General features: G+C 73.5%; 25 protein-coding genes and 1 riboswitch. Of the genes, 10 read left to right on the top strand and 15 right to left on the bottom strand.

Going from position 1 to position 26,852, the window contains the following annotated elements; genetic code table 11:
* The first annotated feature begins 227 nt into the window (after positions 1-227).
* From PSU4_RS32295 to PSU4_RS12135, 6 genes are all read left to right on the top strand, one after another.
* Complete coding sequence (locus PSU4_RS32295) at positions 228-470, top strand: acetyl-CoA carboxylase biotin carboxyl carrier protein (protein ID WP_246115066.1); 243 nt, start codon at positions 228-230, stop codon at positions 468-470.
* Positions 463-1,950 carry an acetyl-CoA carboxylase biotin carboxylase subunit gene (locus tag PSU4_RS12155; protein WP_147106642.1) on the top strand — a complete coding sequence of 496 codons (1,488 nt, stop codon included), beginning with the start codon at positions 463-465 and terminating at the stop codon, positions 1,948-1,950. The genes PSU4_RS32295 and PSU4_RS12155 overlap by 8 nt, the downstream gene beginning before the upstream one ends.
* Positions 1,947-3,431: a hydroxymethylglutaryl-CoA lyase-like TIM-barrel protein gene (locus tag PSU4_RS12150; protein ID WP_147106640.1), complete on the top strand. Its 1,485-nt coding sequence runs from the start codon at positions 1,947-1,949 to the stop codon at positions 3,429-3,431. The genes PSU4_RS12155 and PSU4_RS12150 overlap by 4 nt, the downstream gene beginning before the upstream one ends.
* Positions 3,431-3,835, top strand: a complete 405-nt coding sequence (locus PSU4_RS12145) for an OB-fold domain-containing protein (protein WP_222596232.1) — start codon at positions 3,431-3,433, stop codon at positions 3,833-3,835. The genes PSU4_RS12150 and PSU4_RS12145 overlap by 1 nt, the downstream gene beginning before the upstream one ends.
* Before the next feature lie 5 nt (positions 3,836-3,840).
* Positions 3,841-4,965: a thiolase family protein gene (locus tag PSU4_RS12140; protein WP_186816893.1), complete on the top strand. Its 1,125-nt coding sequence runs from the start codon at positions 3,841-3,843 to the stop codon at positions 4,963-4,965.
* Between the two features lie 71 nt (positions 4,966-5,036).
* Complete coding sequence (locus PSU4_RS12135) at positions 5,037-6,362, top strand: hypothetical protein (protein WP_147106632.1); 1,326 nt, start codon at positions 5,037-5,039, stop codon at positions 6,360-6,362.
* On the opposite strand, the gene PSU4_RS12130 is transcribed toward PSU4_RS12135, so the two are convergent.
* Positions 6,334-6,768 carry a hypothetical protein gene (locus tag PSU4_RS12130; RefSeq protein ID WP_147106629.1) on the bottom strand — a complete coding sequence of 145 codons (435 nt, stop codon included), beginning with the start codon at positions 6,766-6,768 and terminating at the stop codon, positions 6,334-6,336. The two genes, PSU4_RS12135 and PSU4_RS12130, sit on opposite strands and share 29 nt — an antisense overlap.
* Positions 6,765-7,961 carry a molybdopterin-dependent oxidoreductase gene (locus tag PSU4_RS12125; RefSeq protein ID WP_147106626.1) on the bottom strand — a complete coding sequence of 399 codons (1,197 nt, stop codon included), beginning with the start codon at positions 7,959-7,961 and terminating at the stop codon, positions 6,765-6,767. Before PSU4_RS12125 ends, PSU4_RS12130 begins: the two co-directional genes overlap by 4 nt.
* A 112-nt stretch (positions 7,962-8,073) precedes the next feature.
* On the opposite strand from PSU4_RS12125, the gene PSU4_RS12120 reads away from it, so the two are divergent.
* Both PSU4_RS12120 and PSU4_RS12115 read left to right on the top strand, forming a co-directional pair.
* Entirely contained in the window at positions 8,074-8,766 is a 693-nt protein-coding gene (locus tag PSU4_RS12120) for a response regulator transcription factor (RefSeq protein ID WP_222596231.1), read from the top strand.
* 3 nt (positions 8,767-8,769) lie between these two features.
* Positions 8,770-9,807: a sensor histidine kinase gene (locus PSU4_RS12115; RefSeq protein WP_147106620.1), complete on the top strand. Its 1,038-nt coding sequence runs from the start codon at positions 8,770-8,772 to the stop codon at positions 9,805-9,807.
* Positions 9,808-9,812: 5 nt separating this feature from the next.
* Here the strand turns inward: PSU4_RS12115 and PSU4_RS12110 are convergent, their stop codons facing one another.
* The 5 genes from PSU4_RS12110 to PSU4_RS12090 all read right to left on the bottom strand — a co-directional run bounded on the left by PSU4_RS12110 (position 9,813) and on the right by PSU4_RS12090 (position 15,240).
* Positions 9,813-10,442 carry a methyltransferase domain-containing protein gene (locus tag PSU4_RS12110; RefSeq protein ID WP_246115065.1) on the bottom strand — a complete coding sequence of 210 codons (630 nt, stop codon included), beginning with the start codon at positions 10,440-10,442 and terminating at the stop codon, positions 9,813-9,815.
* A complete protein-coding gene (locus tag PSU4_RS12105) occupies positions 10,439-11,113 on the bottom strand; it encodes a TIGR04282 family arsenosugar biosynthesis glycosyltransferase (protein ID WP_147106617.1) in 675 nt (224 codons plus the stop codon). Before PSU4_RS12105 ends, PSU4_RS12110 begins: the two co-directional genes overlap by 4 nt.
* Before the next feature lie 5 nt (positions 11,114-11,118).
* Positions 11,119-11,766: a glycosyltransferase family 2 protein gene (locus PSU4_RS12100; RefSeq protein ID WP_147106614.1), complete on the bottom strand. Its 648-nt coding sequence runs from the start codon at positions 11,764-11,766 to the stop codon at positions 11,119-11,121.
* A gap of 73 nt (positions 11,767-11,839) precedes the next feature.
* Entirely contained in the window at positions 11,840-12,889 is a 1,050-nt protein-coding gene (locus PSU4_RS12095) for an NAD-dependent epimerase/dehydratase family protein (RefSeq protein WP_147106611.1), read from the bottom strand.
* Positions 12,890-12,921: 32 nt separating this feature from the next.
* A complete protein-coding gene (locus tag PSU4_RS12090) occupies positions 12,922-15,240 on the bottom strand; it encodes a molybdopterin-dependent oxidoreductase (RefSeq protein WP_147106609.1) in 2,319 nt (772 codons plus the stop codon).
* Positions 15,241-15,509: 269 nt separating this feature from the next.
* A riboswitch (SAM riboswitch) is annotated at positions 15,510-15,603 on the top strand.
* Between PSU4_RS12090 and PSU4_RS31235 the strand changes: the two genes are divergently transcribed.
* Both PSU4_RS31235 and PSU4_RS12085 read left to right on the top strand, forming a co-directional pair.
* On the top strand, positions 15,597-15,737 hold the full coding sequence (locus PSU4_RS31235; protein ID WP_186816892.1) for a hypothetical protein: 141 nt from the start codon (positions 15,597-15,599) through the stop codon (positions 15,735-15,737). Its footprint overlaps the riboswitch before it by 7 nt.
* Positions 15,734-17,050: an NtaA/DmoA family FMN-dependent monooxygenase gene (locus PSU4_RS12085; protein ID WP_147106606.1), complete on the top strand. Its 1,317-nt coding sequence runs from the start codon at positions 15,734-15,736 to the stop codon at positions 17,048-17,050. Before PSU4_RS31235 ends, PSU4_RS12085 begins: the two co-directional genes overlap by 4 nt.
* 18 nt (positions 17,051-17,068) lie before the next feature.
* On the opposite strand, the gene PSU4_RS12080 is transcribed toward PSU4_RS12085, so the two are convergent.
* The 8 genes from PSU4_RS12080 to glnT all read right to left on the bottom strand — a co-directional run bounded on the left by PSU4_RS12080 (position 17,069) and on the right by glnT (position 26,832).
* Positions 17,069-18,496, bottom strand: a complete 1,428-nt coding sequence (locus PSU4_RS12080) for a protein adenylyltransferase SelO (protein ID WP_147106603.1) — start codon at positions 18,494-18,496, stop codon at positions 17,069-17,071.
* Positions 18,497-18,562: 66 nt separating this feature from the next.
* Complete coding sequence (gene folD / locus PSU4_RS12075) at positions 18,563-19,420, bottom strand: bifunctional methylenetetrahydrofolate dehydrogenase/methenyltetrahydrofolate cyclohydrolase FolD (protein WP_147106601.1); 858 nt, start codon at positions 19,418-19,420, stop codon at positions 18,563-18,565.
* A 34-nt stretch (positions 19,421-19,454) separates the two neighbouring features.
* Positions 19,455-20,387: a formyltetrahydrofolate deformylase gene (gene purU, locus PSU4_RS12070; RefSeq protein ID WP_147106598.1), complete on the bottom strand. Its 933-nt coding sequence runs from the start codon at positions 20,385-20,387 to the stop codon at positions 19,455-19,457.
* Positions 20,384-21,052 (bottom strand): sarcosine oxidase subunit gamma, encoded by a 669-nt coding sequence (locus PSU4_RS12065; RefSeq protein WP_186816891.1) that lies wholly within the window; start codon positions 21,050-21,052, stop codon positions 20,384-20,386. The genes purU and PSU4_RS12065 overlap by 4 nt, the downstream gene beginning before the upstream one ends.
* A complete protein-coding gene (locus tag PSU4_RS12060) occupies positions 21,045-23,885 on the bottom strand; it encodes a 2Fe-2S iron-sulfur cluster-binding protein (RefSeq protein ID WP_147106595.1) in 2,841 nt (946 codons plus the stop codon). The genes PSU4_RS12065 and PSU4_RS12060 overlap by 8 nt, the downstream gene beginning before the upstream one ends.
* On the bottom strand, positions 23,882-24,133 hold the full coding sequence (locus PSU4_RS12055; RefSeq protein ID WP_147106593.1) for a sarcosine oxidase subunit delta: 252 nt from the start codon (positions 24,131-24,133) through the stop codon (positions 23,882-23,884). The genes PSU4_RS12060 and PSU4_RS12055 overlap by 4 nt, the downstream gene beginning before the upstream one ends.
* A gap of 39 nt (positions 24,134-24,172) precedes the next feature.
* Positions 24,173-25,447, bottom strand: a complete 1,275-nt coding sequence (locus PSU4_RS12050) for an FAD-dependent oxidoreductase (protein WP_246115064.1) — start codon at positions 25,445-25,447, stop codon at positions 24,173-24,175.
* Between the two features lie 29 nt (positions 25,448-25,476).
* Positions 25,477-26,832 carry a type III glutamate--ammonia ligase gene (gene glnT, locus PSU4_RS12045; protein ID WP_147106591.1) on the bottom strand — a complete coding sequence of 452 codons (1,356 nt, stop codon included), beginning with the start codon at positions 26,830-26,832 and terminating at the stop codon, positions 25,477-25,479.
* Between the last annotated feature and the right edge of the window lie 20 nt (positions 26,833-26,852).

Genomic DNA, 26,852 nt, shown 5'->3' with positions numbered 1-26,852 from the left:
CCCCCGCCGCGCCCGCCCCGATCGCGAACGAACGGCACAGTGGCGCCACTGAGTTGCGTGACAGTGCCGTTCGTGCAGCCCCGGAGGCGGCGCCCGCGGCGGCACCCCCGGCGGCACCCGCGGCGGCACCCCCGGCGAACGAACGGCACAGTGGCGCAACTCAGTCGCGTGACAGTGTCGTTCGTGCAACGCCGGGGGTGGGCGGGGGCGTCGACACCACCGGGTGTGTGGCCGTCAGCTCGCCCGCGGTGGGGGCGTTCTGGGTGGCGCCGAGCCCCGGCCAGCCGCCGTTCGTGGCTGTCGGCGACACCGTGACCCACGACCAGCAGCTCGCGATCGTCGAGGTCATGAAGCTGATGAACCCCGTCGTCGCGCCGGTGGCGGGGACCGTCGTGCAGGTGTGTGCGGCCAACGCGGACCTCGTGGAGTTCGAGCAGACGCTGTTCCTCATCAGGCCGGCCGATGGCTAGCCCGGCGCTTTCCGCGACGCAGGTCGAGGCCCGTCCGCTGCGCCGGGTGCTCGTCGCGAACCGCGGGGAGATCGCGGTGCGGGTCGTGAAGGCGTGCCGGTCGCTGGGGATCGAGTCGGTCGTCGTGACCTCGACGGTCGACCGGGACGGTATGGCCGCGCGGCTCGCCGACCGGGCGGTCTGCATCGGCCCTCCCTCCGCGGGCCAGAGCTATCTCGCGATCCCGTCCGTGCTCAGCGCGGCGCTCGGCACCGGCTGCGACGCCGTCCATCCCGGGTACGGGTTTCTGTCGGAGAATCCGGAGTTCGCGGCGGCGTGCGTGAACGAGGGGCTGACGTTCGTCGGGCCGCGGCCGGAGGCGGTCGCGCAGGCGGGGGACAAGGCCCGGGCCCGTGAGCTGGCCCGGACCGCCGGCATCCCGACGCTGGACGGATCGCCGATCTTGGAAACGACGGCGGACGCCGTCGCTGCAGCCGACGCGTTGGGCTATCCAGTTCTCGTCAAGGCCGCGGCCGGGGGTGGCGGGCGCGGTATGTCGGTCGTGGAGGACGAGGCGCAGCTGCGCAGCCGGTTCGTCGCCGCGGCGGAGGAGGCCCGTTCGGCGTTCGGCGACGGCCGCGTCTACCTGGAGCGTTTCGTGCGCAACGCCCGCCACATCGAGGTGCAGGTGCTCGGCGACAAGCACGGCACCGTCGTGCACGTCGGCGAGCGGGACTGCACGCTGCAGCGCCGGCACCAGAAGGTCGTCGAGGAGTCCCCGGCCCCGAACATCCCCGACGACGTGCGGCGCGACATCCGCCGCAGCGGCGTCGCGTTCGCGCGGGCGCTGGAGCTGGACAGCGCGGGGACCGTCGAGTTCATCTACGACGCCGACAGTTCTGATGAAACCGGCCCGGCCGGCAGTTCTGAGGAAACCGGCCCGGCCGGCAGTTCTGATGAAACCGGCCCGGCCGGCAGGCAGCCGTACGCGTTCCTGGAGTTCAACGCGCGCATCCAGGTCGAGCACCCGGTGAGCGAGCTGGTGTCGGGCATCGACCTCGTCGCCGCGCAGCTCCGGGTCGCGGGTGGCGCGCCGCTCGGGTTCACCCAGGACGACGTCGAGGTGACAGGCCACGCCGTCGAGGTCCGCATCACGACGGAGGACCCCGCGCGCGGCTTCGTGCCGCACCCCGGCACGGTGTCGGTCTGGGAGCCGCCGACGGGCGAGGGCATCCGCGTCGACAGCCACTGCGAGCCCGGGTACGTCGTGACCCCGTACTACGACTCGTTGCTCGCCAAGATCATCGCCTTCGGGCCGGACCGCGACACCGCGATCGACCGGATGCTCGCCGCGCTCGACGCGCTTCGCGTCGAGGGCGTGCCCACGACCCGCGAGTTCTGCCGCGCGGCACTCGACCATCCCGACTTCCGCGCCGGGCGCGTCACCACGAACTGGATCGCCGAGCACGGCCTGCCCCACTACCTGGAGACTCGTCGATGAGTTATCTGAACGTCGCCCCGGAGAAGCGCAAGATCGAGATCATCGACCAGACGTTGCGCGACGGCCCGCAGAGCTGGTGGGGCATGAAGCTGCGCCGTGACATGGGCCTGCCCATCGCGGGCGAGCTGGACCGGACGGGCTTCCACACGATCGACCTCGTCGGCAGCTCGATCTTCGAGGTCCTTGCGCGGCACTGCAAGGAGGACCCGTGGGAGCAGCTGATCTCGCTGTCGCGGGCCATGCCGCGCACCACGGTCCGGGCCGGGACGCGCTCCAACGGGATCGTGACGTTCGGGCTCACCGCCGACAGCGTCATGGACCTGTGGGTGCAGCGGCTCGTCGCGCACGGGATCGGCAGCTTCTGGATCTACGACGGCCTGTTCAACACCGACAAGATCGGTCGCCTCGTCAAGACCGCGCAGGCCGAGGGCGCCCGGGCGATCCCGTGCATCCTTTACGCGGACAGCCCGTTCCACACCGACGAGTACTACGCCGCCCGCACCCGTGAGCTGGTCGCGCTCGGCGCCGACGGCATCGAGCTGGAGGACGCCGCCGGGCTGCTCACCCCCGAGCGGACCCGGACCCTGGTGCGTGCCATCAAGGCCGCCGCGCCGGACATCCCCGTCGAGATCCACTTCCACAGCAACAACGCGCTCGCCCCGATCAACTACCAGGAGGGTGTGCTCGCGGGCGCCGACGTCGTGCACACCGCGTCGGGGCCCCTCGCCGCCGGGGTGTCGTTGCCCAGCACGGAGAACACCGTCGCCAACCTGCGCTACGCGGGATACGACGTCGATCTCGACGAGACGCGGTTCGCGCCCGTCGCCGAGCACCTGCTGCGGGTGGCGGAGTACGAGAACCTGCCCGTCGGCAAGCCGGCCGAGTACTCGCTGTTCCTCTACCGCCACCAGCTGCCCGGCGGCATGACCGGCACGTTCAAGGACCAGCTCAAGGCGCGTGGGATGGAGGACCGGTTCGAGGAGGTTCTCGACGAGATGTCGCGGGTGCGCGAGGAGCTCGGCTACCCCGTGATGGCGACGCCGTTCTCGCAGCTCGTGGGCACGCAGGCGGTGCTGAACATCGTCACGGGCAAGCGGTACTCGGTCGTCCCGGACGAGGTGATGATCTACGCGCACGGCTTCTACGGGACGCCCGTGGCGCCACTCGACCAGAACGTCCTCGACACGATCATGGGCTCGGCGAAGGCGAAGAGCTACACGGACTGGCAGCCGCCGCAGCCGTCGCTGGACGAGCTGCGCACGCGCTTCGGCGGCAACATCTCCGACGACGAGCTGATCCTGCGGCTGCTCGTCCCGGAGGCCGACGTCGAGGCCATGCGGGCCACCCCGCAGCGCAACCGCGACTTCGCCCCGACCACGAAGCAGGCCCGCTTCATCCGTGAGCTCGTGGAGACGTCGGTGGGGGCGTACCTGCACATCGACGGCCCGGGCTTCGAGCTGACCCTGGAGGGGGACCACTGATGGCGCTCGGAGAGGGCCGCCCGACGAAACGGCGCCCGGGGTCGGCGGTCGGTGGGCTGCCCGTCGCCGACTCCCGCCCGGTGTTCGACGGCGACGCGGTCGTCGGCGTGCGGTGCACGGTGTGCCGGTACCCGGTGGCGCAGAACGGGATCCCGTGGTGCCCGTCGTGCTACGGCACGGTGGAGCCGGCCCGGTTCGCGACGACGGGCGCGGCGTGGACGTCGACGGTCGTCGGGATCCCGGTGGGGGAGCGGCGCCCGCCGTTCGGGCTCGCCTATCTCGATCTCGACGACGGCCCCCGCGTCCTGGTGCACCTCGTCGAGCCCGCGATCCTGAGAACAGGCGAGCGGCTGCGCATCACCGGCACCGACGCCGGTGACCTGGTCGCGGAGGTGACGGCGTGAACCCCATGCTCTGGGGCGTCGGCACCAGCGACTACGGCCTGCAGCCCGAGAAGCGTGTCGAACAGCTGTGCTGGACCGCGATTGCCGAGGCCGTCGCCGACGCCGGGATCACCCCGGCGGACATCGACGCGATCATCGTCGGCTCCGTGTTCGGCCCGCCCGGCGTCGCGACGCGGGTGCAGCGCGGCATCGGCCTGCCCGGTGTTCCGATGTGGACGGTCGAGAATGCCTGCGCCAGTGGGACGAGCGCGTACCACGAGGCCGTCGAGGCGGTGCGTTCCGGCAGGTTCGGCTGCGTGCTCGTCCTCGGCGTCGACCAGATGTCGACGCTGTTCTCCGGCGCCATCGTCCCCGAGGCCACCGACCCCGAGGGCGCGTCGTCGCTGCCCCTGCCGGGGCTCTACGCCCTGGGTGCGCAGCGCTACGTCCAGGAGTTCGGGGTGACGCCCGAGCAGCTCGCGGCCGTCGCGGTGAAGAACAAGCGCAACGGTCTCGACAACCCACGCGCCCAGCTGCGCAAGGCGGCGCCGACGATCGAGGAGGTGTTGTCGTCGCGCATGATCGCCGAGCCGCTGACGTTCCTGCAGTGCTGTCCCACCAGCGACGGCGCGGGCGCGGTGATCGTCGGCGGGGAGCGCGGCCGGGAAGGGGACCTGCGGATCGAGGCGTCGGCGATGGTGTCCGGCGCGCTGTGGGACCACCGCAGCGACGACGTCTGGGGCTATGCGAGCGTCGCCCGCGCCGCCGAGCAGGCCTACGCCCAGGCCGAGCGGACCCCGTCGGAGATCGACGTCATGGAGGTCCACGACGCCTTCACGATCGGCGAGATCGTCACCCTGGAGGCGCTCGGCGTCGCGCCCCGCGGCAAGGGCGCGGAGCTGGCCCCCTCCGGGCACACCGCTCGTGACGGCGTCCAGCCCGTCAACCCCAGCGGCGGCCTCCTGTCGCGGGGACATCCGTTGGGCGGCACCGGGACCGCGCAGATCGCCGAGATCGCCTGGCAGCTGCGCGGGCGCGCCGGGGCTCGTCAGGTGGCGCGCCACCGCGTCGGCATGGTCGAGACGATGGGCGGGGGCGCCGCAGGCATGGACGGCAACGCCTGCGTCGTCACGATCCTGTCCCGTCCCTGACACCGGTCGACACGAGCGACGTCCCGACCTCGTAAGGGTTCGGCGCCGCGGTCGGCCGATAGCGTGACCCGGTGCGCGCCATTCGCGAGCGGACCGGCGTCCGTACGGACGCAGTGGTCGTCGGCGCCGTCGTAGTGCTCGTCGTCGTGGCGGCGGTGGTGGGGCGCCGGCTGCTGGCCGCGGGCGTCGACATCTTCCTGGGCTGGCCGCCGCTGCTCGCGGAATGGCTGCCCCATGTCGGGCCGGGGACGCCGGCTGCGGTCGTCGTGGCGGTCGCGACGGTCGCGTGGGGTCCGGGCCTGGCGGCGCGGCTGCGCTGGGGGCCGCTGCTGCGGGCGGGGTTCGCGGCGGCGTTCGCGTGGACGGTCTCGCTGGCGCTGGTCGACGGCTGGCAGCGGGGCGTGGTGGAGCGGCTGACCAGCGGCGAGGAGTACCTGCACGACGTGCCGCGGGTCGCGGAGCTCGGCGGTGTCGGCCCGATGCTGCGGGTGTTCGCCGACCACATCCTGACCACGGCGGTCGACCCGGCGCAGACGTGGTTCTGGACGACGCACGTCGGCGGGCACCCGCCCGGCGCGTTCCTGGTGTTCACGGTGCTCGACCGGATCGGGCTCGGGTCCGGCGGCGCGGCGGGTGTCGTCGTGATGGCGGTGGGGTCGTCGGCGGCCGTCGCGGTGGCGGTGACCCTGCGGGCGCTGGGCCACGAGGACCTGGCGCGACGGGTGCTGCCCTTCTCGGTGCTGTTCCCCGGCGCGGTGTGGGTCGGGGTGTCGGCCGACGGGCTGTTCGCCGGGTGGCTGGCGTGGGGCGTCGCGTTGCTCGCGATCGCGGCGGCCCGGAAGAGCACGGTCGTCGCCGTCGGGGCCGGTGCGGTCCTGGGCTACGCGCTGTACCTGTCGTACGGCCTGGTGCTGGGTGCGTTGTTCCCGCTCGCGGTGCTCGTCGCGACGCGGCGGTGGCGGCTCCTCGTCCCCGCACTGGCCGGGGTCGCCGTCGTGGTCGCCGGGTTCACCGCGGCCGGGTTCTGGTGGGGCACCGGCTACGCGGACGTGAAGGTCATCTACGCCGCGAGCATCGCCGCGACCCGGCCGTACGGCTTCTTCGTGTGGGCGAACCTGGCGGCGGTCGCGTTCGCGCTGGGCCCGGCGACCGTCGCCGCGCTGTCGCGGGTCCGCGCCCTGCCACGCGCGGCGGGGCTGCTCGTCGGGGCCGCCGTCGCCGCGATCCTGCTCGCCGACCTGTCCGGCATGTCGAAGGCCGAGGTGGAGCGCATCTGGCTGCCGTTCGCGGTGTGGGCGACCCTCGCGTGCGGGGCGTTGCCGCGGCCCCGCGCGTGGCTGCTCGCGCAGGCGGTGGTGGCGCTGGCCGTCAACCATCTGCTGCTGACCGTCTGGTGACCCGCACGACCCAGACCAGCGCCGACACCCCGGTCATCGCCAGCACCAGCCACAGCCAGCGCACGAGGTACGGGCCCTGGTCCAGGCCCGACGCGCCGAGGACGACGGGTTCGCCCTGCCGGACGATCCCCGGCAGGTACACCAGCAACGTCAGCGCCGCGCCTAGCAGGGGGACCCGGACGTGGTTGACCAGCGGCACCCGGGTCGCGGGCAGCAGCCCGATCACCCGGTCGGCCGCCGTGTAGAGCGGGAACAGCACGAGGTCGTGCAGCAGCAGCGCACCGGCGAACCAGATCAGCATGCCGACGATCGACGGGTGCAGCGTCGGGTCCCGGACGATGATCGTCGCGGCGTACCCGGCGAGCGCGACGCAGGCGAGGACGCCGACCATCCTGACCCGGTTCATCGGGAGAACCCGATCGCGGCGACCCACTTCGTGCAGTGCACCCCGGGCAGCGCCGGGACGATCACCCGCGCCGGGTAGCCGTGGTCGCGGGTGAGGTCGGATCCGTTGACGCGCAACGCGAGCAGCGAGTCGGGGTCGAGGACCTGCCCGGCCGTGAGCGCGGCGCGGGCGAACGGCCCCTCCTCGACCGAGCGCACGGTCGCGCCCGTGGGGTCCGCGACGCCGGCGAGCGCGGCGAGGTCGCGCAGCCGCACCCCGGACCACGTCTGCTGCGTCGACCAGCCCTCGACGCAGGCGATCGGCAGGTCGGCGGTGTGCTGGGGCAGCGCGGCCAGCTCGTCGCGGGTCAGCCGGACGGCGCCGAGGTCGAGACGCCAGCCCGTACCCACGGCGTCCGGGGAGATGCCGGAGGCGACGAACGTGCGGTTGACGGGGAAGTCGCCGGGGGCGGTCCGTCCGCGGGGGAGCAGCAGGGCGGTGGCGCGCAACGGGCCGTCGAGGGTCTGGCCGACGGTGAGCCCGGCGAGCAGCACCGCGCCCCCGCCGACGAGCGCGAGCGCGCCGCGCCGGCTCGTCGTCGGCGGGTCGGGCTCGGGAGCGACGAGGCCGCCCTCGTCGGGCGGCTCCGGCCGGGTCCGCGCCGGCGGCGTGCGCAGCTCGGTCCGCAACGACCGCGACCGCAGGCTGCGCACCATCGTCGGCAGCTTGAGCGCGACGTGCAGCACGAACCCGGCGATGAACACCCACGCCCCCGCGTAGTGCGCGGCGTAGAAGCTGAACCCGAACACGTAGTCGTACTGGATGTTCAGCAGCCCGGTGACGATCTCGAACAGGATGCCGCCGACGAGCAGCACGAGCGTGGCGCGCTCGGCCAGCTTCAGCAGGTTGCGGTCGGGCCGGGCGAACAGCTTCGGGATGACCGACCACAGCTTGGCCAGCACGACCGGGACCAGCACGATCCCGAGGCCGACGTGCAGACCCTGGGTGAGCCGGAACAGCCACGCGGGCCGCGTCGGCCAGTCGAGGCGCGGCAGGTGCAGAGCCCCGACGTCGGCGGGGATGGCGCCGGGACCGTAGGCGACCCAGTCGAGGAGCCCGGTCACGATGACCACGGGCAGGGCACACAGCAGCACCAGGCCGAACACCGAGGTCAACCACGGGCCCCGGATCGGGCTGCGCCAACGTATCCGCATGGCGACCGACGCTAGGGCCGCGCGGGCCCGCCCGAGCCGTTCCGTCACCACCTCGTCAGCCCGCCTTACCGACCGGTGACGAACCCGCTCGACGGGTCCGCGGCGGTCTAGCGTGACGTGCGTGTGCGCACACGTCCTGGTGGTCGACGACGACGAGACCGTCCGCGACGTCGTCGGCCGCTACCTGGGCGCGGCCGGTCACGATGTCGCGCTGGTGGCCGACGGGGTCGCGGCGCTGCGGTCGGCCCGGGCGACCCCGCCCGACGTCGTCGTGCTCGACCTGATGCTGCCCGGCCTGGGTGGGCTCGAGGTGTGCCGCGCCCTGCGCGCCGACGGCGAGCTGCCCCCGATCGTCATGCTCACCGCGCTCGGCGAGGAGGACGACCGGCTGCTGGGCCTGGAGCTGGGCGCCGACGACTACGTCACGAAGCCGTTCAGCCCGCGTGAGCTGGTCCTGCGGGTCGCGTCGATCCTGCGGCGCACGGCCGCGCAGCCCGCGTCGGCGGTGCTCGTCGACGGCACCCTGCGCGTCGACCCGGCCGCCCGGACTGCCACGCTCGACGGCGGCCCGCTGGCCTTGACGACCCGGGAGTTCGACCTCCTCGCCTTCCTGCTGACCCACCCTGGGCAGGCGTTCACCCGTGAGGAGCTGCTCGCGCGGGTGTGGGGCTGGGAGTTCGGCGACCGCTCGACCGTCACCGTCCACGTGCGGCGGCTGCGGGAGAAGGTCGAGCAGGACCCGACGGCGCCCCGCCGGATCGCGACCATCTGGGGCACCGGCTACCGCTACGACCTGCAGGGGTGAGTGATGCTCGCCGACCTCGCGCACGCCGTCCCGCTCGCGCTGCTGTTCGCGCTCCCGGTCGCCGCGGTGGGCGGGGTGCTGTTGCACGTCATGCGGCGCAGGTCGATCGCCGCAGCGATGGTCACCCTCGGCCTCGTGCCGCTGGCCGCGGCCCTCGGCGGGGTCATCGGGGTCAGCGGGCTGATGTACACCCCGCAGCTGCTCGGGACGATCGCGGTGTGCGCCGTCGTCGGCGTCGTCACCGTCCCGGTGGCGTGGTGGCTGGGCCGCCGCTTCGCCCGGGAGGCGCTGTGGCAGCGCGAGGCCGACGCCGCCGAGCATGCGGCCGAACGGCACGCCGAGGCCGCCCGCCGCGAGCTGGTCGCATGGATGAGCCACGACCTGCGCTCCCCGCTGGCGGGGATCCGGGGGATGACCGACGCGATCGCCGACGGCATCGTCAGCGACCCGGTCGACGTCGCCGACTACCTGGCGCGCATCCGCCGCGAGTCCGACCGGATGGCGGGCATGGTCGAGGACCTGTTCCAGCTGTCGCGGGCCACGTCGGCGTCCCTGCAGCTCTCGCTCGTCCCCCTGGCACTGGGCGAGGTCGTGTCCGACGCCGTCGCCGCGGAGGGCCCGGTGGCCGCGGCCGCGGGCGTCGAGATCGTCGCGGACGACCCCGATCGGTGGCCGGTGGTGCGCGGCAGCGACTCCGAGCTCACCCGGACCGTGCGCAACCTGCTCGCCAACGCCGTGCGGCACACCCCGCCCGGCGGGCGCATCGAGCTCACCGCCGGGCAGCGCGACGACCACGCGTGGCTGCGGGTGCAGGACGGCTGCGGCGGGATCGCCGAGGAGGACCTGCCGCGGGTGTTCACCGTCGGGTTCCGCGGCGGCGGCGCCGCCCGCACCCCCGGGGAGGGCCCCGGCGCCGGTCTCGGGCTCGCCATCGCGCGCGCGTTCGCCGAGGCCCACGGCGGCACGATCGGCGTCCGCAACCGGGAACCGGGCTGCGTGTTCGAGCTGGCGCTCCCGCGGGCGTCCGCGTCGCGCGCCTGACCCGCTCACGCCGCGACCAGCTCCGCGAAGCACCTCCCGGCGGCCACCGCGACGTCCGCGACCCGCAGGCCGGCCCACGGCGCGACCGTGCGCAGCGCGTCGGCACCGACGCACGCCCACGGCACCGGGTCGCCGAGCGCGCCGTCGGCGCAGGGCCGCGCGGTCCCGCACCACCACTCGCCCGGGTGCGGCCCCGTCTCGACGAGCACCGTCCCGCCCGGCGCGAGCAACGCCGCCGCCCGCGCCAGCAGCCGCACCGGGTCGCCGCCGACGCCGATGTTCCCGTCGACGAGCAGCACGTGAGACCACGCGGCCTCGCCCGGCAACGGGTCGAAGACGTCGCGACGCACCATCGGCGCCCCCCGCCGCCGGCACAGGACGTGGGCCACGGGGGAGTGGTCGACCCCCAGCGCGGGGACCCCGCGGCCGGTGAGCGCGGCCACCAGCCTGCCCGGACCGCACCCCAGATCGACGACCGGACCGCGGCAGCGGTCCAGCACCCACCCGTCCGCCGCGCCGGCCGTTGCCCGCCAACGGTTCGTGTCCATCGCGACGACGACGCCGTCGTCGCGGTGCAGGTGGCCGCCGCGCCCGGCGAGCAGCGCGTCGAACGGCTCGTGGACAGCCGTGCTCACGCGGTCGACCCCGGCGGCGTGCCGATCGCGTCGACGGCCGCGGCGAACCGTGAGCCCGGCACGAGCGCCGCGACCGCCCGGGCGTCCTCGACGGTGTCGACGTCGGTGAGCTCGGGAAGCAGCGTGACGCGCAGTCCGCTGCCGAGCAACGCGGACAGCGTCCGCGCGCCGGTGTCGGACCGCGAGGTGGGCACGTCGGTGACCAGGGCCGCGTCGGCCGGGTCGCGCAGCCCGAGAGCCCACCAGCCGCCGTCGTGGGCGAGGCCGAGGACGGCGTCGGTGTCGTGCCCGCCGAGCCGGTCCAGGCAGTGGGCCAGCAACGGGGGATCGACCTGCGGGGTGTCCATTCCGATCTGCAGCGTGGCGAGGCCGGGGTGGCGGGCGGCGGCGTCGTGGTGGGCCGCGGCGATCCGGGAGCCGAGACCGTTCCCGCGCTGCGCGATCCGGTCGGCGCGACCCACCGCGGCACCGACCTCCCGGGCGCGGGCGGCCGCCGCGAGGTCCCCGGTGAACGCGACGACCGTCCGCGTGCGGGGGACCGCCGTGGTGGCGTCGAGGGTGTCGAGCAGCGCGCCCGCGGCGACGGCCGCGGCCTGCGCGGGTGTCGCCGGTGGACACAGCCGCGTCTTGGCCCGCCCCGGCACCGGCGCCTTGGCCAGGACGATCAGCATCGCCCTCACCGCAGCAGCCCCGCCATGTCACGGACGGCCCGGGCCGTCCCGGCGACCGACCCGGAGACCTTCGACCGGCCGCCGCCGCGTCGCGAGTAGCGCACGGGACGCTCGTCGATGCGCCAGCCTGCCGATCCCGCCCGCAACAGCAGTTCCAGCGGGTAGCCGAACGCACGGTCGGCGATCTCGAGACCCAGCAGCGCATCACGCCGGGCGACCCGGATCGGCGCGATGTCGTGCACCGCGACCCCGCGCCGTCGCAGCTCCGCCGAGATCAGCGCGTTGCCCGCCCGGGCGTGCCACGGCCAGCTCCCGGGATCGGGCACGCGGCGCCCGACGGCCAGGTCCGCCCGCCCCGACGCGACCTCGTCGGCCATCCCGGGCAGCGCGGCGGCGTCGAGGGAGCCGTCGCCGTCGAGGAACGCGACCAGCTCCGACGTCGCGTTCACCAGCCCGGTGTGCACGGCCGCGCCGTATCCGCGGCGGGGCTCGGCGACCACCCGGGCACCGTGCGCCCGCGCGACCGCGGCGGTGTCGTCGACCGACCCGTTGTCCACCACGAGTACGGGCCAGCCCGGCGGCAGCCCGGCCAGGACACCCGGCAGCGCGTCGGCCTCGTCGAGGCAGGGCAGGACGATCTCGGGACGGTGCACACACCGATCTTCGATCCGCGGGGGCCGATCGGATCGCTCACGCGTGCTTACCGATCGATGACGTCCACCTCCGTCACCCGACCGGGGACCGCAGCGGGTCGGTGGCGAACGCTGCCACGCCCTCGGCGAACGACGTCCGGGCCCGGAACCCGAGCCGCTCGCGTGCGAACGCCGGGTCCGCGACGACGTGCCGGACGTCGCCGGGCCGGGCCCCGCCCACGACCTGGGGCTCCGGACCGTCCATCGCCCTGGCGAGCTCGCGCGCCAGGGCGCCGACGGTGTGCGGTTCCCCGGAGCACACGTTCGCCGCGGCGAACCCGTCGACGGGCGTGGTCAGCGCGGCCAGGTTGGCTGCCGCGACGTCGCTGACGTGCACGAAGTCGCGGCGCTGGCGCCCGTCCTCCATGACCCGGGGTGCCTCGCCGCGCTCCAGGGCCGACCGGAAGATCGACGCGACCCCCGCGTACGGGGTGCCGAACGGCATCCGCGCCCCGTAGACGTTGTGGTAGCGCAGCGACCACACCGAACCGCCGGTCTGCCGCGCCCAGGCACTCGCCAGGTGCTCCTGCGCCAGCTTCGTCGCCGCGTAGGTGGAGCGCGGGTCGAGCGGCGCGTCCTCCGGCACCAGGCCGGGCACCAGCTCACGCGCGCACACCGGGCAGCGTGGCTCGAAGACCCCGGCCTCGACGTCGGCCCGCGCCCTCGGACCCGGCCGCACCACCCCGTGCTCCGCACAGTCGTAGCGCCCCTCGCCGTAGACGACCATCGAGCCCGCGAGCACCAGCCGCCCGACACCGCCACGGTGCATCTCGGCCAGCAGCACCGCGGTGCCGACGTCGTTGTGCGCCGCGTAGTCCGGCGCGTCGAACGGGTCGACCCCGTGCCCGACCATCGCGGCCTGGTGACAGACGACGTCGACGCCACCGAGCAGCCCCCGGACCACGTCGGCGTCGCGCACGTCCCCGCGCACGAACTCGTGACCGGCCGTCCACTCCGGCGCCCCGGCCCCGTGGGCCTGGGGGAGCAACGCGTCGAGCACGACGACGTCGTGGCCGTCGGCCGCGACCAGGTCGGCGACGTGGGAGCCGATGAAACCGGCGCCGCCGGTGATCAGGACTCGCATCGCGCGACCGTAGCAACGCCCCCTGGAGCCGGTCAGGGCGCCGTGGGGAGCGGGTCGAAGACGGTCACCCGCGGCGGCTCACCCTCGAAACGCTCGATGTCGACGAGGCAGCTGTGCGCGCTCGGGCCCTGGGCCAGCGGCGAGGTGCCGCGGTCGCCGGTGAGGACGTTGGGGTTGCCGTGCACGTCGAGGCCGTCGGGCCCGGACGGGTCGTACCAGGCCCCGGTCGAGAGCCGCGCGACCCCGGGACGGATCGCGTCCGACACCACCGCGCCGGCGAGGCAGGCGCCCCGGGCGTTGTGGATGCGCACGACGGCGCCGTCGACGATGCCGCGGGCGGCAGCGTCGACGGGGTTGAGCAGCACCGGCTCGCGGCCGGCGACCTTGCCCGCCGACGAGTGCGACCCGTTGTCGAACTGCGAGTGCAGCCGCCGCTCCGGTTGCCCCGACACCAGGTGCAGCGGGTAGGTCACGGCCGCGGGCGCGCCCAGCCACTCCTTCGGCTCGAGCCACGTCGGGTGCCCCGGGCAGCCGGGGAGGCCGAAGCCGGCGATGGTGTCGGAGAAGATCTCGATACGACCCGAGGGCGTGGCGATGGGGTTGGCCGCGGGATCGGCACGCAGTGCCGTGTAGGGGGCGACGGTCCGCGGCGGCTGCGGCAGCGCGACGGTGCCGACGCGGCGCAGCTCGTCGAGCGTCGGCAGGGTCGCGCCCAGCCGCGCGGCGCGGTCGCGGGTCTGCTCGTAGAGATGCTCGACCCACTCCTGCTCGGAGCGGCCCTCGGTGAACTCGTCGGCGATCCCGAGCTTGTCGGCGACGGCCGCGAGGATGGTGTGGTCGGTGCGGACGCCGGGTGGGGGCTGGGCCGCCCGCACCATCGCCGAGACGTACGGGTCGGCAGCGCCCGCCGCGAAGTCGTCGCGTTCGAGCCACGTCGCCGCGGGCAGCACGATGTCGGCGTGGCGGGCGAGCGCGTTGGCGAAGTGCTCGTGCACGACGACGGTGTCGGGGCGCTGCCACGCGCGCACCAGCCGGTTGAGGTCCTGGTGGTGGTGGAACGGGTTGCCGCCGACCCAGTAGAGGAGCCGCGCGTCGGGGTAGGTGTGGCGGCCGCCGTCGTAGTCGAACTGCTCGCCGGGGTGCAGGAGCATGTCCGCGATCCGGGCGACGGGGATGAACGAGTCGATGCGGCGCAGGCCCTGCGGCAGCGCTGCCGGGTGGAACCGGGACTGCTCGAGCCCCAGCTGGTGCAGGGCGCCCAGCGCCGCGCCGAAGCCGCCGCCGGGCCGGCCGAGCGACCCGCTGATCGCCGCCAGGGTGAGCGCCATCCACGGTGCCTGCTCGCCGTGGTCGGCGCGCTGCAGCGAGTACGACGTCGTGATCACTGTGCGCCTGCCGCGCATCCGCCGGGCGAGGTCGCCGATGTCGCCCGCGGGCAGCCCGCTGATCGGGGCGGCCCACGCTGGGGTCTTGGGGATGCCGTCGGAGCGCCCGAGCAGGTAGTCCTCGAACCGATTCCACCCGACGGTGCAGCGCTGCAGGAAGTCGACGTCGTGCGCTCCGGCGACGACGAGCTCGTGGGCCAGCGCCAGCATGATCGCGACGTCGGTCCCGGGCCGGGCGGGCAGCCGGGTGGCGTCGAGTGCGTCGTCGATGTCGGTGCGCAGCGGGGAGATCGAGACGAACTCCGCGCCCTGCTCGCGGGCCCGGCGCTGGTCGCGCAGGTTGGTGTGACGGCCGATGCCGCCCCCGTTGACCTGCGTGTTGCGGCCGGGCAGTCCGCCGAATGCGACGACGAGGGAGCGCTGCTCGCCGATCTCGCGCCAGATCGGGTTCGACGCCAGTCCCGCCGCGTAGCCGCCGCCGACCCGGCGCAGGATGACCTGCATCGCCGCCGACGAGTACGACTCCACCGAGCGCGTGTAGCCCCCGAGCAGGTTGAGGAAGCGGTGGATCTGCGACTGCGGGTGATGGAAGCGCCCGGCCGAGCCCCAGCCGTACGAGCCGCCGAACACCGCGGCGTTGCCGTGCACGTCGATCGTGTCGCGCAGGGCGTCGGCGGTGAGCGAGACGGCAGTGTCCCAGTCGACGCGGACGTAGGTGTCGCGCCCGCGCACCCCCCGCTTCCCGCCCGCCGGACCGGGACCGTGCTCGAGGTACCCGCGGCGCACGTACGGTGCGGTGAGCCGCGACGGCGCGGTCAGGCTGGACGGCACGCCCAGCCCGATCGGTGAGGGCTCCGGGTCGGCCGGGTCGGGGCGGAGGCCGAGGACGCGGGTGCCGTCGGTCTCGGCGAGGTAGGTACCGAAGTGGCCCGCGGTGGGGACCTCGTGTGGCGCGGACGAGGGCATGTCTCATCGTGACCCGACCGGACGGCGGTGCGGCCGGGCAGTGACGAGAGCGACAGGTGGTCGTCACGGGACGGGCCGGGGCGCCGGCGGGAATGTCCGGTCGATGTGGCCATCCGGTCGTGAACCGTCGTGCTGATCGGGATTCCGGGACGACTTGTTCGGACAGGTCGACGACTCGCGACCGGTTTCGGCGCCCGGTGCGTCACATCGTCGAGCGGATCATTGACGCGACACGACGACCCATACGTAGAGTGCGGGAGTCCCCCGGGACACCATCCAGAGCGGCCGAGAGACCTGGCTCGACGACGCCGCAGCAACCCCCCGCCTGGCGGGAGCGGGTGCTCACGCCGGGACCGATGGAGGATGCGATTCCGATGGCCCACTTCCACCCCGCCGCCTGGTGGGAGCCCGACGCCGGCACGACGCTGTGCGACGACCTGGGCCTGCACCCACCCGCAGGCCTCTGCGAGCCGCGCCGTCCGCGGGCGGTGTCGTGAGCGCACGACCTGCCCGCACGCTGCGGACGGTGACGGCGGCGGGCGCGGCCGACACCTACGACCTCGCCGTGGATCCGACCCGGTCCACACTGGACACCGCGCTGCGGGTCGCCCGGCTGGCCGAGGACGCCCGGATCGACATGCTCTTCACCGCAGACCTGCTGTCGTTCGGTGCGCAGGGCTCGATCGGGTCGCAGGAACCGCTGGTCTTCGTCTCCGCGCTCAGCCAGGTGACCTCGCGCATCGGGCTGATCGCCACCGTGTCGACGACCTTCCACCACCCCTTCAACCTCGCCCGCCTGTTCGGCACGCTCGACCACGTCAGCAACGGTCGGGCCGCCTGGAACCTGGTGACGTCCTCCCTCGGCGAGGAGAACTTCGGACCGGGCGGGCTGCCGAGTCCCGAGGACCGCTACGCGCGCGCCGCGGAGACTCTCGACGTCGTCAACGCGCTGTGGGACAGCTGGGATCCCGACGCGCTGACCGTGGGCGCCGACGGGAGGGCGGTCCTGCACCCGGAGCGCGTGCACCGCATCGACCACTCGGGCCGGTTCTTCGACGTCGCCGGCCCGATCAACATCCCGCCGCTGCCGCAGCGGCGACCGGTGCAGATCCAGGCCGGGCAGTCCGACGCCGGGCGGGCGCTCGGTGCGCGCTACGCCGAGATCGTCTTCACCTCGCTGCCCACGCTCGACATCGCGCTCGACTTCACTCGCCGCATCCGGGCCGAGGCCGCCGCGCACGGGCGCGCCGACGGCCTGCCGTTGATCTTCAGCTCGTTCCACGCGACGTACGGCGCCACCGAGGAGGAGGCCCGGCGGCTGCTGCGGGAGCGGCGGGAGTCGATCGACTTCGACCGTGGCCGGGCGCAGGTCGCCGACATGCTCGGCGGGGGAGTCGACCTCGCCGCGCTCGCCGAGCTGCCCCTCGACGCGCCGCTCCCGGAGAGCCTGCTGCCCGACGTCCGCACCGTGAACCGGCGGCGCGGGCGGGTCGGCATCTTCGCCGGCTACGTCCGGCAGGGCTACACGTTGCGTGAGCTGGTGGTCGCCGCGCAGGACACCGGGCACTGGGCCGAGGTCGGGACGCCCGAGCAGCTCGCCGACAAGGTCGAGGAACGGTTCCGGGCGGGCGTGCTCGACGTGATCTCGCTCAACGGGTTGGCCGACCCGCGGCAGCACGAGCTCGTCGTCGACGGGCTACTGGCCGAGCTGCGCAGGCGCGGGATCGTCGCCGACGACTACGAGGGGACCACGCTGCGCGAGAACCTCGGGCTGGAGCTGCCCGCCCGGCGGCCCGTGGTCAGGCTCTGAGGGAGTCGCCCGGCGGGGTCAGGTGCCGCAGTAGGTGACGTGCGGCTGCGCCCCGAGGGGTGCGGGCCGGGCGAGGTCCGCGGTGCCGGAGCGCTCCTCGAACGGGGCCCGGACCGCGTCGAGCACCCGGTGGAACGGTGCGAGGCCGCCGTCCTCGGCGGCCCGCAACGCCGCGTCGACGACGTGGTTGCGCGGGACGACCGCGGGGTTGACCCGGTCCATGTCGCTCGCGACGCGCGCCCGGTCCGGCGGCAGCGCCGCCTCGCGGCGCGCGGCCCAGGCGTCGAACGCGTCCCGGTCGAGGAACAGGTCGCGGGCGGTGCCGGCCGCGAGCGCCCGGAAGAACGTCGTGAAGTCGACGCGCTGCGCGTGCAACAGCGCCATCAGGTCGGTGCCGAGCGCGTGGTCCGGCCCGGTGAGGCCCAGCTTCGCGGCCATGCCGGCCGCCCAGTGGTGCTCGTAGGTGTCGGGGTAGGACGCGAGAACGGCCTCGGTGGCCGCGGGGTCGCCGATCAGGGGCTGGAGGGCCTCGCCCAGCCTGGCGAGGTTCCACTGCAGGATCGACGGTTGCCTGCCGTAGGCGTAGCGGCCCTTGTCGTCGAGGGAGCTGAACACGGTCGCGGGGTCGACGGCGTCCATGAACGCGCAGGGGCCGTAGTCGATCGTCTCGCCCGAGACGGTCGTGTTGTCGGTGCTCATCACGCCGTGGACGAACCCGACGAGCATCCAGCGGGCCACGAGCGAGGCCTGGACGTCGACGACGCGACGGAAGAGGTCGAGGTAGGGCCGCGCCGCGTCGGCCGCCTCCGGGTGGTGGCGGGCGATGGTGTGGTCGGCGAGGGCCCGCAGCATGCCGGGGTCGTCCGCGGCCGCGGCGTACTGGAACGTCCCGATCCGCAGGTGGCTCGACGCGACCCGGCACAGCACCGCGCCCGGCAGCGGTCGGTCGCGCTCCACCAGGGCACCGGTCGCGACGACGGCCAGCGCACGCGTGGTCGGGATACCCAACGCGTGCATGGCCGCGCCCATCAGGTACTCGCGCAGCATCGGCGCGACCGCGGCCATGCCGTCGTACCCGCGGGAGAACGGCGTGGGCCCGGTGCCCTTCAGGTGCAGGTCACGACGCCGGCCGCCGGTGTCGACGACCTCGCCGAGCAGCAGCGCGCGCCCGTCGCCGAGGCGGGGCTTGTAGACGCCCCACTGGTGGCCGGAGTACACCTGCGCGGTCGGGGTCACCCCGTCGGGCAGACCGTTGCCCACCAGCCACGACACCCCGGCAGGCTCGCGCAGCGCCGCGGGGTCGGCGCCCAGTTCGGCGGCGAGCTCCTCGTCGAGCACGAGCAGCCTCGGTGCCGGTGCCTCGGCCGCCGACCACGGCAGCGACATCCCCGGGACGTCGCGGGCGTAGGAGTCGTCGAGGTCGAGCAGGACCCGTGCTGCGGTCATGGTCGCGACACTACGTCGCCCACGCCGCGGCTCGCCGCCGTAGGCCGGCGTTCATCGTCGACGCAGTCAGACGGCCGCGGCGGTCGCCGCGGAGCGCAGCCGCGCGGCCTCGACCGTGTTCCACAGCAGCATCGCGATGGTCATGGGCCCGACCCCGCCGGGCACGGGCGTGACCGCGCCGGCCACCTCTGCGACAGCCGCGGTGTCGACGTCCCCGCACAGTCCCGTGTCGGTCCGGTGGATGCCGACGTCGATCACCGTGGCGCCCGGTGCGACCGCGTCGGCGCCCACCAGGTGCGGCACGCCCGCGGCGACGACGAGCACGTCGGCGGTGCGGGTGATCGCGGCCAGGTCGGTGGTGTGCCGGTGGCAGATCGAGACGGTCGCGTCGCGTTCCAGCAGCAGCTGGGCCTGCGGCTTGCCCACCAGGTTCGACCGGCCCACCACGACGGCGTGCCTGCCCCGGAGCTCGACGCCGGCGCTGTCGAGCATCCGGATCACCCCCGACGGCGTGCAGGGGCGCAGCCCGGGTTTGCCGAGGGCGAGGCGTCCCGCGCTGGCCTCGGTGAGGCCGTCGACGTCCTTGTCCGGGTCGATCAGGGCGAGCAGGTCGTCGGCGCGCAGGTGCTTCGGCAGTGGCAGCTGCAGCAGGATTCCGGTGACCGCGGGGTCGGCGTTGAGGTCGCTGATGATCGCGGCGAGCTCGCCCTGGCTGACGTCGGCGGGCAGGTGCCGGTGCAGGTCGCGCATGCCGACCTGGGTGCACAGCCGTCGCTTGTTGCGAACGTAGATCTCCGACGCCGCGTCGTCGCCGACCAGCAGTGTCGCGAGCCCGGGTGGTTCCTGCATCGATGCCACCTGTGTGGCGACCTCCTCGCGGAGGCGGGCGGCGAGCGCCCTGCCGTCGATGACCGTCGCGGGCATGGGTACCTCCTCGGAAGACGATTCGGACAACGATTCAGAAGACGATGGTGGTGCGGCCGTTGACCATGACGCGGTCCTCGCAGTGCCACTTCACCGCACGGGCCAGGACGGTGCGTTCGATGTCGGCGCCGAGACGGACCAGGTCGGCGGCGCTGCTGCGGTGGGTGACGCGGATGACGTCCTGCTCGATGATCGGACCCTCGTCGAGGTCCTCGGTGGCGTAGTGGGCGGTGGCGCCGATGAGCTTCACCCCGCGTTGCTTCGCGCGCTCGTACGGTCCGGCGCCGGCGAACGCGGGCAGGAACGAGTGGTGGATGTTGATGACGGGTGCACCGATGCGGTCCAGCAGGTCACCGGAGAGGATCTGCATGTACCGGGCCATCACGACCAGGTCGACGCGACCGTGCAGCAGATCGATCTGGGCCTGCTCGGCCTGCGGCTTCGTGGCCTTGGTGACGGGGATGTGTTCGTAGGGGACCCCGAACCCGGCGACGGCCTCGGCCATGTCCGGGTGGTTGGAGACCACCTGCACGATGTCGATCGGCAGGTCGCCGCGTCGCCAGCGCCACAACAGGTCCAGCAGGCAGTGGTCGTAGCGTGACACGAACACTGCCACGCGGGGTGCCACGTCGACGTCGCGCATCCGCCACGTCATGTCGAACCGGTCGCCGACCTCGGTGGCGAACTCGGCGGAGAACCGGGGCAGCCGCTCGGCGAGGTCGGGGAGGTGGAACACCAGGCGCTGGAAGAAGCGACCACCGACCGGGTCGGTGGTCTCCTGGTCGTACTGCACGATGTTCGCCCCACGGGAGTGGAGGAACGCCGTGATCGCCGAGACGATCCCGGGCCGGTCGACGCACGACGCGAGCAGCCGTCCGAGGTTGGACGAGCTCGGGGTGGCGGCGACCGGGCCCGGGCCGGTGGCGACCCGGGTCGTCGGCGGTGGGGTGACGGTCGTCTGTGTCATCGCGGGTGACCCGTGGCGTCGTCGTGCTCGGTCGGAGCGCCGACCTCGATCCCGTACTCGATGCCTGCGTCGACCAGCGAGTCGGCGAGGTACTGGCCCGACGAGCGCTCGCAGTGCAGGAGGTAGGAGCGGGTGCCGTCGACGTCGTCGCGCACGACGTCGGTGACGACCCGCGCCACCGACGACCGGAACGCGGCGCCGTCGGGGACGACGCGGTCGGCGAGGTCGACGGCGCAGACCTTGGACAGCAGCAGCGGGGTGTCGGCGCCGGTGAGCCGGACCAGCGCCCGGCCGTGGGTCACGTCGACGACGGAGGCGAACTCGCCGCTGTCGGCGATGATCGAGCGGACCCCCGCGAGCAGTTCGCCACCGGTGCCGGGGGCACCGAGGACCAGCCACTCGCCGGGCCCGGACCCGACGACGAGCGCGCCGGCCAGCGGCCCGCCGCGCGGGCGGACGGTGTGCCCGAACGACGTCCCGAGCGCGGCGCGCACGGAACCGTCGGCGGGGCCGCGGACGGTGAGCTTGACCAGCGGGCCGAGGTCGGCGAGCCGGAGCCCGCCCGCGGCGTGGCGCGCGGTCGTCTCCCAGCCGTCGGTGGTGCGCACCGGTCCCGGGAACGACAGTGCGGTGCGGGCGATCGGCGCAGCGGCGATGTCAGACACGCTGACGTTCTCCCTCGGGATCGAAGTGGGCGTGCTCGGCGGTGACCTCGACCGTCGTGTCGCTGCCGTTGCGCAGCCGGACGGTGAGGCGGGTGCCGGGGTCGGCCAGGTGCGCGTCGACCTGCCCGAGGCAGATCGGGCGGCCCAGCGTCGGCGAGAGCCGGCTGGAGGTGATCCGGCCGACGATGTAGCCGCCGTCGCTGATGATCTGGGCGGCCTCCTCGGGGACGACCGAGGTGTCGAGCGGGCGGAGCCCGACGAGCTTCGGGTGTTCCCCGCGCGCGGCCTGCCAGGCCAGCTCGGGCTTGCCGACGAAGTCGGGCTTGTCGAGCTTGACCGCCCAGTCCAGGCCCGCGGAGTAGGCCTTGGTGAGCCCGTCGGTGTCCTGGCCGACGATGAGGTGGCCCTTCTCCAGGCGCAGGATCCGCTGGGCCTCGACACCGAACGGGGCGATGCCCAGGTCGGCGCCCGTGGCCATGAGCGTCTCCCACACGTGCAGCCCGTAGCTCGCGGGGACGTGCAGCTCGTAGGACAGCTCGCCGGTGAACCCGATGCGCCACAACACGCAGTCGGCGACGCCGGCGATCGTGCCGGTGCGCACGTTCATGTAGCCGAACGCGGCGTTGTCGAGGTCGACGTCGGTCAGCCGGGCGAGCAGCTCACGCGACTTCGGGCCCGCGACGTTGATGCTGGCGTACGCCGTGGTCACCGGGGTGACGTGGACCTGCCACTCGGGGTGCTCGGTCTGCAGCCAGTTCTCGGCCCACTCCCAGACGGTCCCGGCGCCCGAGGACGTCGTCGACATCAGGTAGTGGTTCTCGGCGAGCCGGCCGGTGACGCCGTCGTCGAGGACGACGCCGTCCTCGGCGCACATGACGCCGTAGCGGACCCGCCCGATCCCGAGCTGGGACCACTTGTTGACGTAGAGCAGGTTGAGCAGCTTCGCGACGTCGGGGCCCTGCAGGTCGAGCTTGCCGATCGGCGTGACGTCGATGATCCCGACGTTCTGGCGGACGTTGCGGACCTCGGCCACGGGGTCGCCGTAGTGCTCGGGGCGGATCCACTGGCCCGCGATGAGCGGGGCGGCCTTGTGCGAGGTGTGCCAGGGCTGCATGGGGGAGTGCCGCACCGGCTCGAACTTGCGTCCCGCGAGGGCTCCGAGGGTGATCGGCGTGTACATCGGGCGCCACGTCGTCGCGCCGGTCTCGGCGATCGTCTTCCCGGTCGCGTGGGCGACGAGCGCGACGGTGTTGACGGTCTCGAGCTTGCCCTGGGCCGGGCCCATCGTCGCGGTCGTGTACCGCTTGACCAGCTCGGAGGAGTCGTAGCCCTCCTTCACCGCCGTCAGGATGTCCTTGGCCGACACGTCCTCGGACATGTCGACGAACCCGCCGGTCGGCAGCGCGAAGAACAGCTCCGGGTGGTGATGCAGCCCCAGCTGCGGGACCGCCACGGGATCGCGCGTGTCCGCCGAACCGGCGCGGCTCGCCGCGAGCGCCAGCGCACGCGCCGCGGCCTCGCGTCCCGCCGCGTCGGCGTGCGCGACGAGCTCGTCGCGGGTGCCGTCGCCGGCGATGCCACCCACGGCGATCACGGCGGCGGGCGTCGCGGCCGGGTCGGGCACGAACCGGGCCGCGTCGGGCCGGTAGCCGGGGTTGGCGCCGGACATGTTGAGCAGCGACGTCGGCGCCGTCCACCCGACGGCGGTGACGAGCAGGTCGGCCTCGATCCGGCTGCCGTCGGACAGCTCGACGGCCTCGACGCCGCCGCGCCCGGTGGCGCGCACGACGGTCCGGCCGTGCCGGGCGTCGACCTCGACGACGTCGACCCCGGCCGCGCGGAGGTCGGCGGCCGCGGCATCACCCTCGGGGTTGGCCGTGAACACGACGGCGCGGCTGCCCGGGCGCACCGCGTACAGGTTGAGCAGCCGGCGGACGGCCGTCGACAGCATGACGCCGGGAAGGTCGTTGCCCGCGAACACGTACGGGCGTTCGATCAGCCCGGCCGCGACGACGAGCGTGCCCGCGCGCGCCTTGACCAGCCGCTCGGCGACGTGGGGGAGTCCACGTTGGACGACGGCGAGCCAGTTGTCGTCGTAGCGCGCGGCGACCACCGAGTCGGTGAGGACCTCGATGTTCGACTCGGCCTCGACCGCGGCGACGAGCTCGTCGCGGCACCGCAGGTCCTCGGCGTCGCCCCAGCGCAGGTGCCCGCCCAGCTGGTGCTCCTGCTCGACGAGCATGACGCTCGCCCCGGCCCGCGCCGCCGCGACCGCGGCGGCCATCCCGGCGGGCCCGCCACCGGCGACGAGGACGTCGGGGTGGGCGTAGCGCTTGTCGAAGTAGGGCTGCTCGCTGTCCGGGGACACCTCGCCCGCGTGGACGAACCGGCGCAGCACCTTCTCGTAGGTCGGCCACAGCCGTTCGGGCTTGATGAACGTCTTGTAGTAGAAGCCGGTGGCGAGGAAGCGGCCCGCGAGCTGGTTGACCGCCTTGACGTCGTAGCGCAGCGACGGCCACGTGTTCTGCGAGCGCACGTCCATGCCCGCCTCCACGAGCCGGTGCGCGGCACGGACGTTGGGCTCGTCGCCGACCTGCAGGATGGCGCCCGGGTCGAAGATGTCGGCGGTGAGCAGGCCGCGCGGGCGGTGGTACTTGTAGCTGCGCGCGAACACTCGCACACCGGCGGCGGCCAGCGCGGAGGCGATCGTGTCGCCGGGGTGCGCGGTGTGGGTGACGCCGTTCCACCGGAACTCGATGGTCCGGCTGCGGTCGATGACCTCACCGGGCCGGGCACCGAGCCGGTGGCTGCCACCGGGGCGGGCGCGGCTCACGACGTCACCCCCGCCGGACGCTGCGCGTTGTCGACGGTGTTGCGCTCGATCCCGAAGTACCGCCGGCACCCCGAGCCGTGGTACCAGGTCTCCTTGATCCAGCCGGCCGGGTTGCGGTGGAAGTACAGGTACCGGCGCCACTGTTCGGGCGTGGCCGTCTCCGGGTCGGGCCGGGACTTCGCCTCTCCGACGTAGCGGAACTCGCTCACGTTGCGAGCCCCGCAGTTCGGGCACGTCAGCAACATCATGAAAGGTCTCCGGGTTCGATAACGGGTATGGGCGGCGGCTCAGTGCCCGACGGCGGCCGCACCCTTCTCACCGACGAGGCGGCCCTCCTCGAACCGGTCGAGGCCGAACGCGGCGATGATCTCCGGCGGTTTGCCGTGCGCGATGCACGCGGCCATGGCCTCGCCCGACACGGGTCCCGCCTTGAAGCCGTAGGTGCCCCAGCCGACGTCGACGAAGAAGCCCTCGACCGGGGTCAGGCCCATGATCGGGGAGTAGTCGGGGGTCATGTCGCACAGGCCCGCCCACTGGCGCAGCAGCCGCATCTTCGACAGCGCCGGCATGAGTTCGAGCACGTGCCCGGCGAGGCCCTCGACGAAGTCGAGCGACCCGCGTGTGGAGTAGGAGGCGAACGGGTCGACGCTCGCGCCGAACACCAGCTCGCCGCGGTCGGTCTGGCTGACGTAGGTGTGCAGCGTGCCCGACACGACGACGGTGTCGAGGAACGGTTTCACCGGTTCGGTGACCGCGGCCTGCAGCGGGAACGTCTGCACCGGCATGTCGACGCCGACCATGTCCGAGATCAGGGTCGACCACCCGGCGGTGCAGTTGACCACCACCGGTGCGCTGATCCGGCGGCCGTCGGCGGTGCGCACCCCGGTCACCCGGTTCGACGTGACGTCGATGCCGACGACCTCGGTCTTCTGGTGGATGTGCACGCCGTGGGCGTCGGCGGAGCGGGCGTAGCCCCACACCACCGCGTCGTGGCGGATGATGCCGCCCGGCGGGTGGTAGAGCGCGCCGAGGATCGGGTAGCGCGTCGAGGCGGACACGTCCATGTACGGGACGAGCTTCTTGATCTCGCCCGGGTCGATCACCGACGAGTCGACGCCCTGCAGCTTGTTGACCTCGGCGCGCCAGTGCATCGTGCGCAGCGAGCTGTCGTTGTGGGCCAACGTCATGTGTCCGCGCTGGGAGAACATGACGTTGAAGTTCAGGTCGGCGGCGAGGTGCTCGTAGAGCTTCACCGACCGGTCGTAGAACCGGACGCCTTCGGGGGTCAGGTAGTTCGACCGCAGGATCGCGGTGTTGCGCCCCGATCCACCCGACCCGATGTAGGACTTCTCCAGGACCGCGATGTTCGTGATGCCGTGGTTCTCGGCGAGGTAGTGCGCGGTGGCCAGCCCGTGCACGCCGCCACCGATGATGACGACGTCGTAGGCCTGTCTCGGTGTGTGGTGGCGGAACGCGCGCCCCCACTCGCCGCCCGCGCCGAGGCCGTGTCTGACCAGGCTCCACGCGGAGTACCGCGGTGTGCGTTGTCCGTTGCGGCTCATTCCGGCTTTCTCTCCGAACTGGGTCTGGGTCAGAACTGGGTGAGGTAGCGGTCGATCTCCCACTGGGAGACCGTCGAGTGGTAGGCGTCGAACTCGGCGCGCTTGACGCCGGCGAAGTAGTCGACGAAGTCGCTGCCGTCGGGCAGGACCCCCAGCCCGCGGCGCAGCACCGAGTCCTCGACGAGCTCGTCGACGGCACGGTCCAGCGAACGGGGCAGGTGCTCGATCCCGCGTGCGGCGACCTCGGACGGGTCGAGCGCGAACAGGTTGTCGGTGGTCTGCTCGCCCGGGTCGAGGGCGCGGTCGATGCCGTCGAGACCCCCGGCCAGCAGCACGGCCGACGACAGGTACGGGTTGGCCGAACCGTCCACGCCGCGGTGCTCGACGCGGCCACCCTCCGGCACCCGCAGCAGCAGGCTGCGGTTGTTGCCGCCGTAGGCGACGTAGGCGGGGGCCCAGGTGGCTCCCGAGTCCGGGGCGCCGACGCCGATGCGCTTGTAGGAGTTGACGGTCGGGCAGATGATGCCGGCGCTCGCGCGGCCGTGGTCGAGCAGGCCCGCGACGAACTGGTAGGCGATCTTGGACAGGCCGAGCGTGTCACCGTCGCCCGCGAACAGCGGCTCGTCGTCGGCGGTCCACAGGCTCAGGTGGGTGTGCAGGCCGTTGCCGGTGACGTTGCTGAACGGCTTGGGCATGAACGTCGCCGTCATGCCGGCGTCGTGGGCGAGCATGTGGACCATGTACCGGAAGAAGATCGTCCGGTCGGCCGTGGTGACGGCGTCGGAGTAGGTGAAGTTGCTCTCGAACTGGCCGTTGCCGTCCTCGTGGTCGTTGGCGTAGTTGCCCCACCCGAGCTCGTTCATGTGCGTGGACAGCGTCGAGAGGAAGTCCCACATGCGGGTCAGGCCCTTGACCTCGTAGCAGGGCTTGGCCGAGCTGTCGAGCGCGTCGGCGATCTCCAGGCCGCCGTCGGGGGCGCGGCGCAGCAGCGAGTACTCGGCCTCGACACCGGTCTTGAGCACCCACCCGCGCTCGGCCTCGAGCTGGGACAGCAGCCGCTTGAGGATGACCCGGGGCGCGTAGGGCCAGGGCTCCCCGTCGACCTGCGGGTCGCAGTGCAGCACCGCGACGCCCGGCTTCCACGGCACCCGGGTGTAGGACGCGGCGTCGGGCAGCACCGTGAGGTCCGGGTCGGCCGGGCCCTGGCCGATGTCGCCCGCGGCGAACCCTGCGAAGCCCGCACCGCCGTCCATCAGCATGTTCAGGCTCGACCGCGGTACCGCCTTCGCACACGGCTTGCCGTGCATGTCGACGAACATCGCGAGGAAGAACTCGATCCCGTCCTCGTCGGCCCGTGCCGCGAGGTCGTCCCGTCCGTCACTCATGCCAACTCCTTCATCGGGTG

The organism is Pseudonocardia sulfidoxydans NBRC 16205 (genome assembly GCF_007989085.1).
Classification (GTDB): Bacteria; Actinomycetota; Actinomycetes; order Mycobacteriales; family Pseudonocardiaceae; genus Pseudonocardia; species Pseudonocardia sulfidoxydans.
Note: the sequence above shows the minus strand (reverse complement) of the source record. Positions and strands in the feature narration are given on the sequence as shown.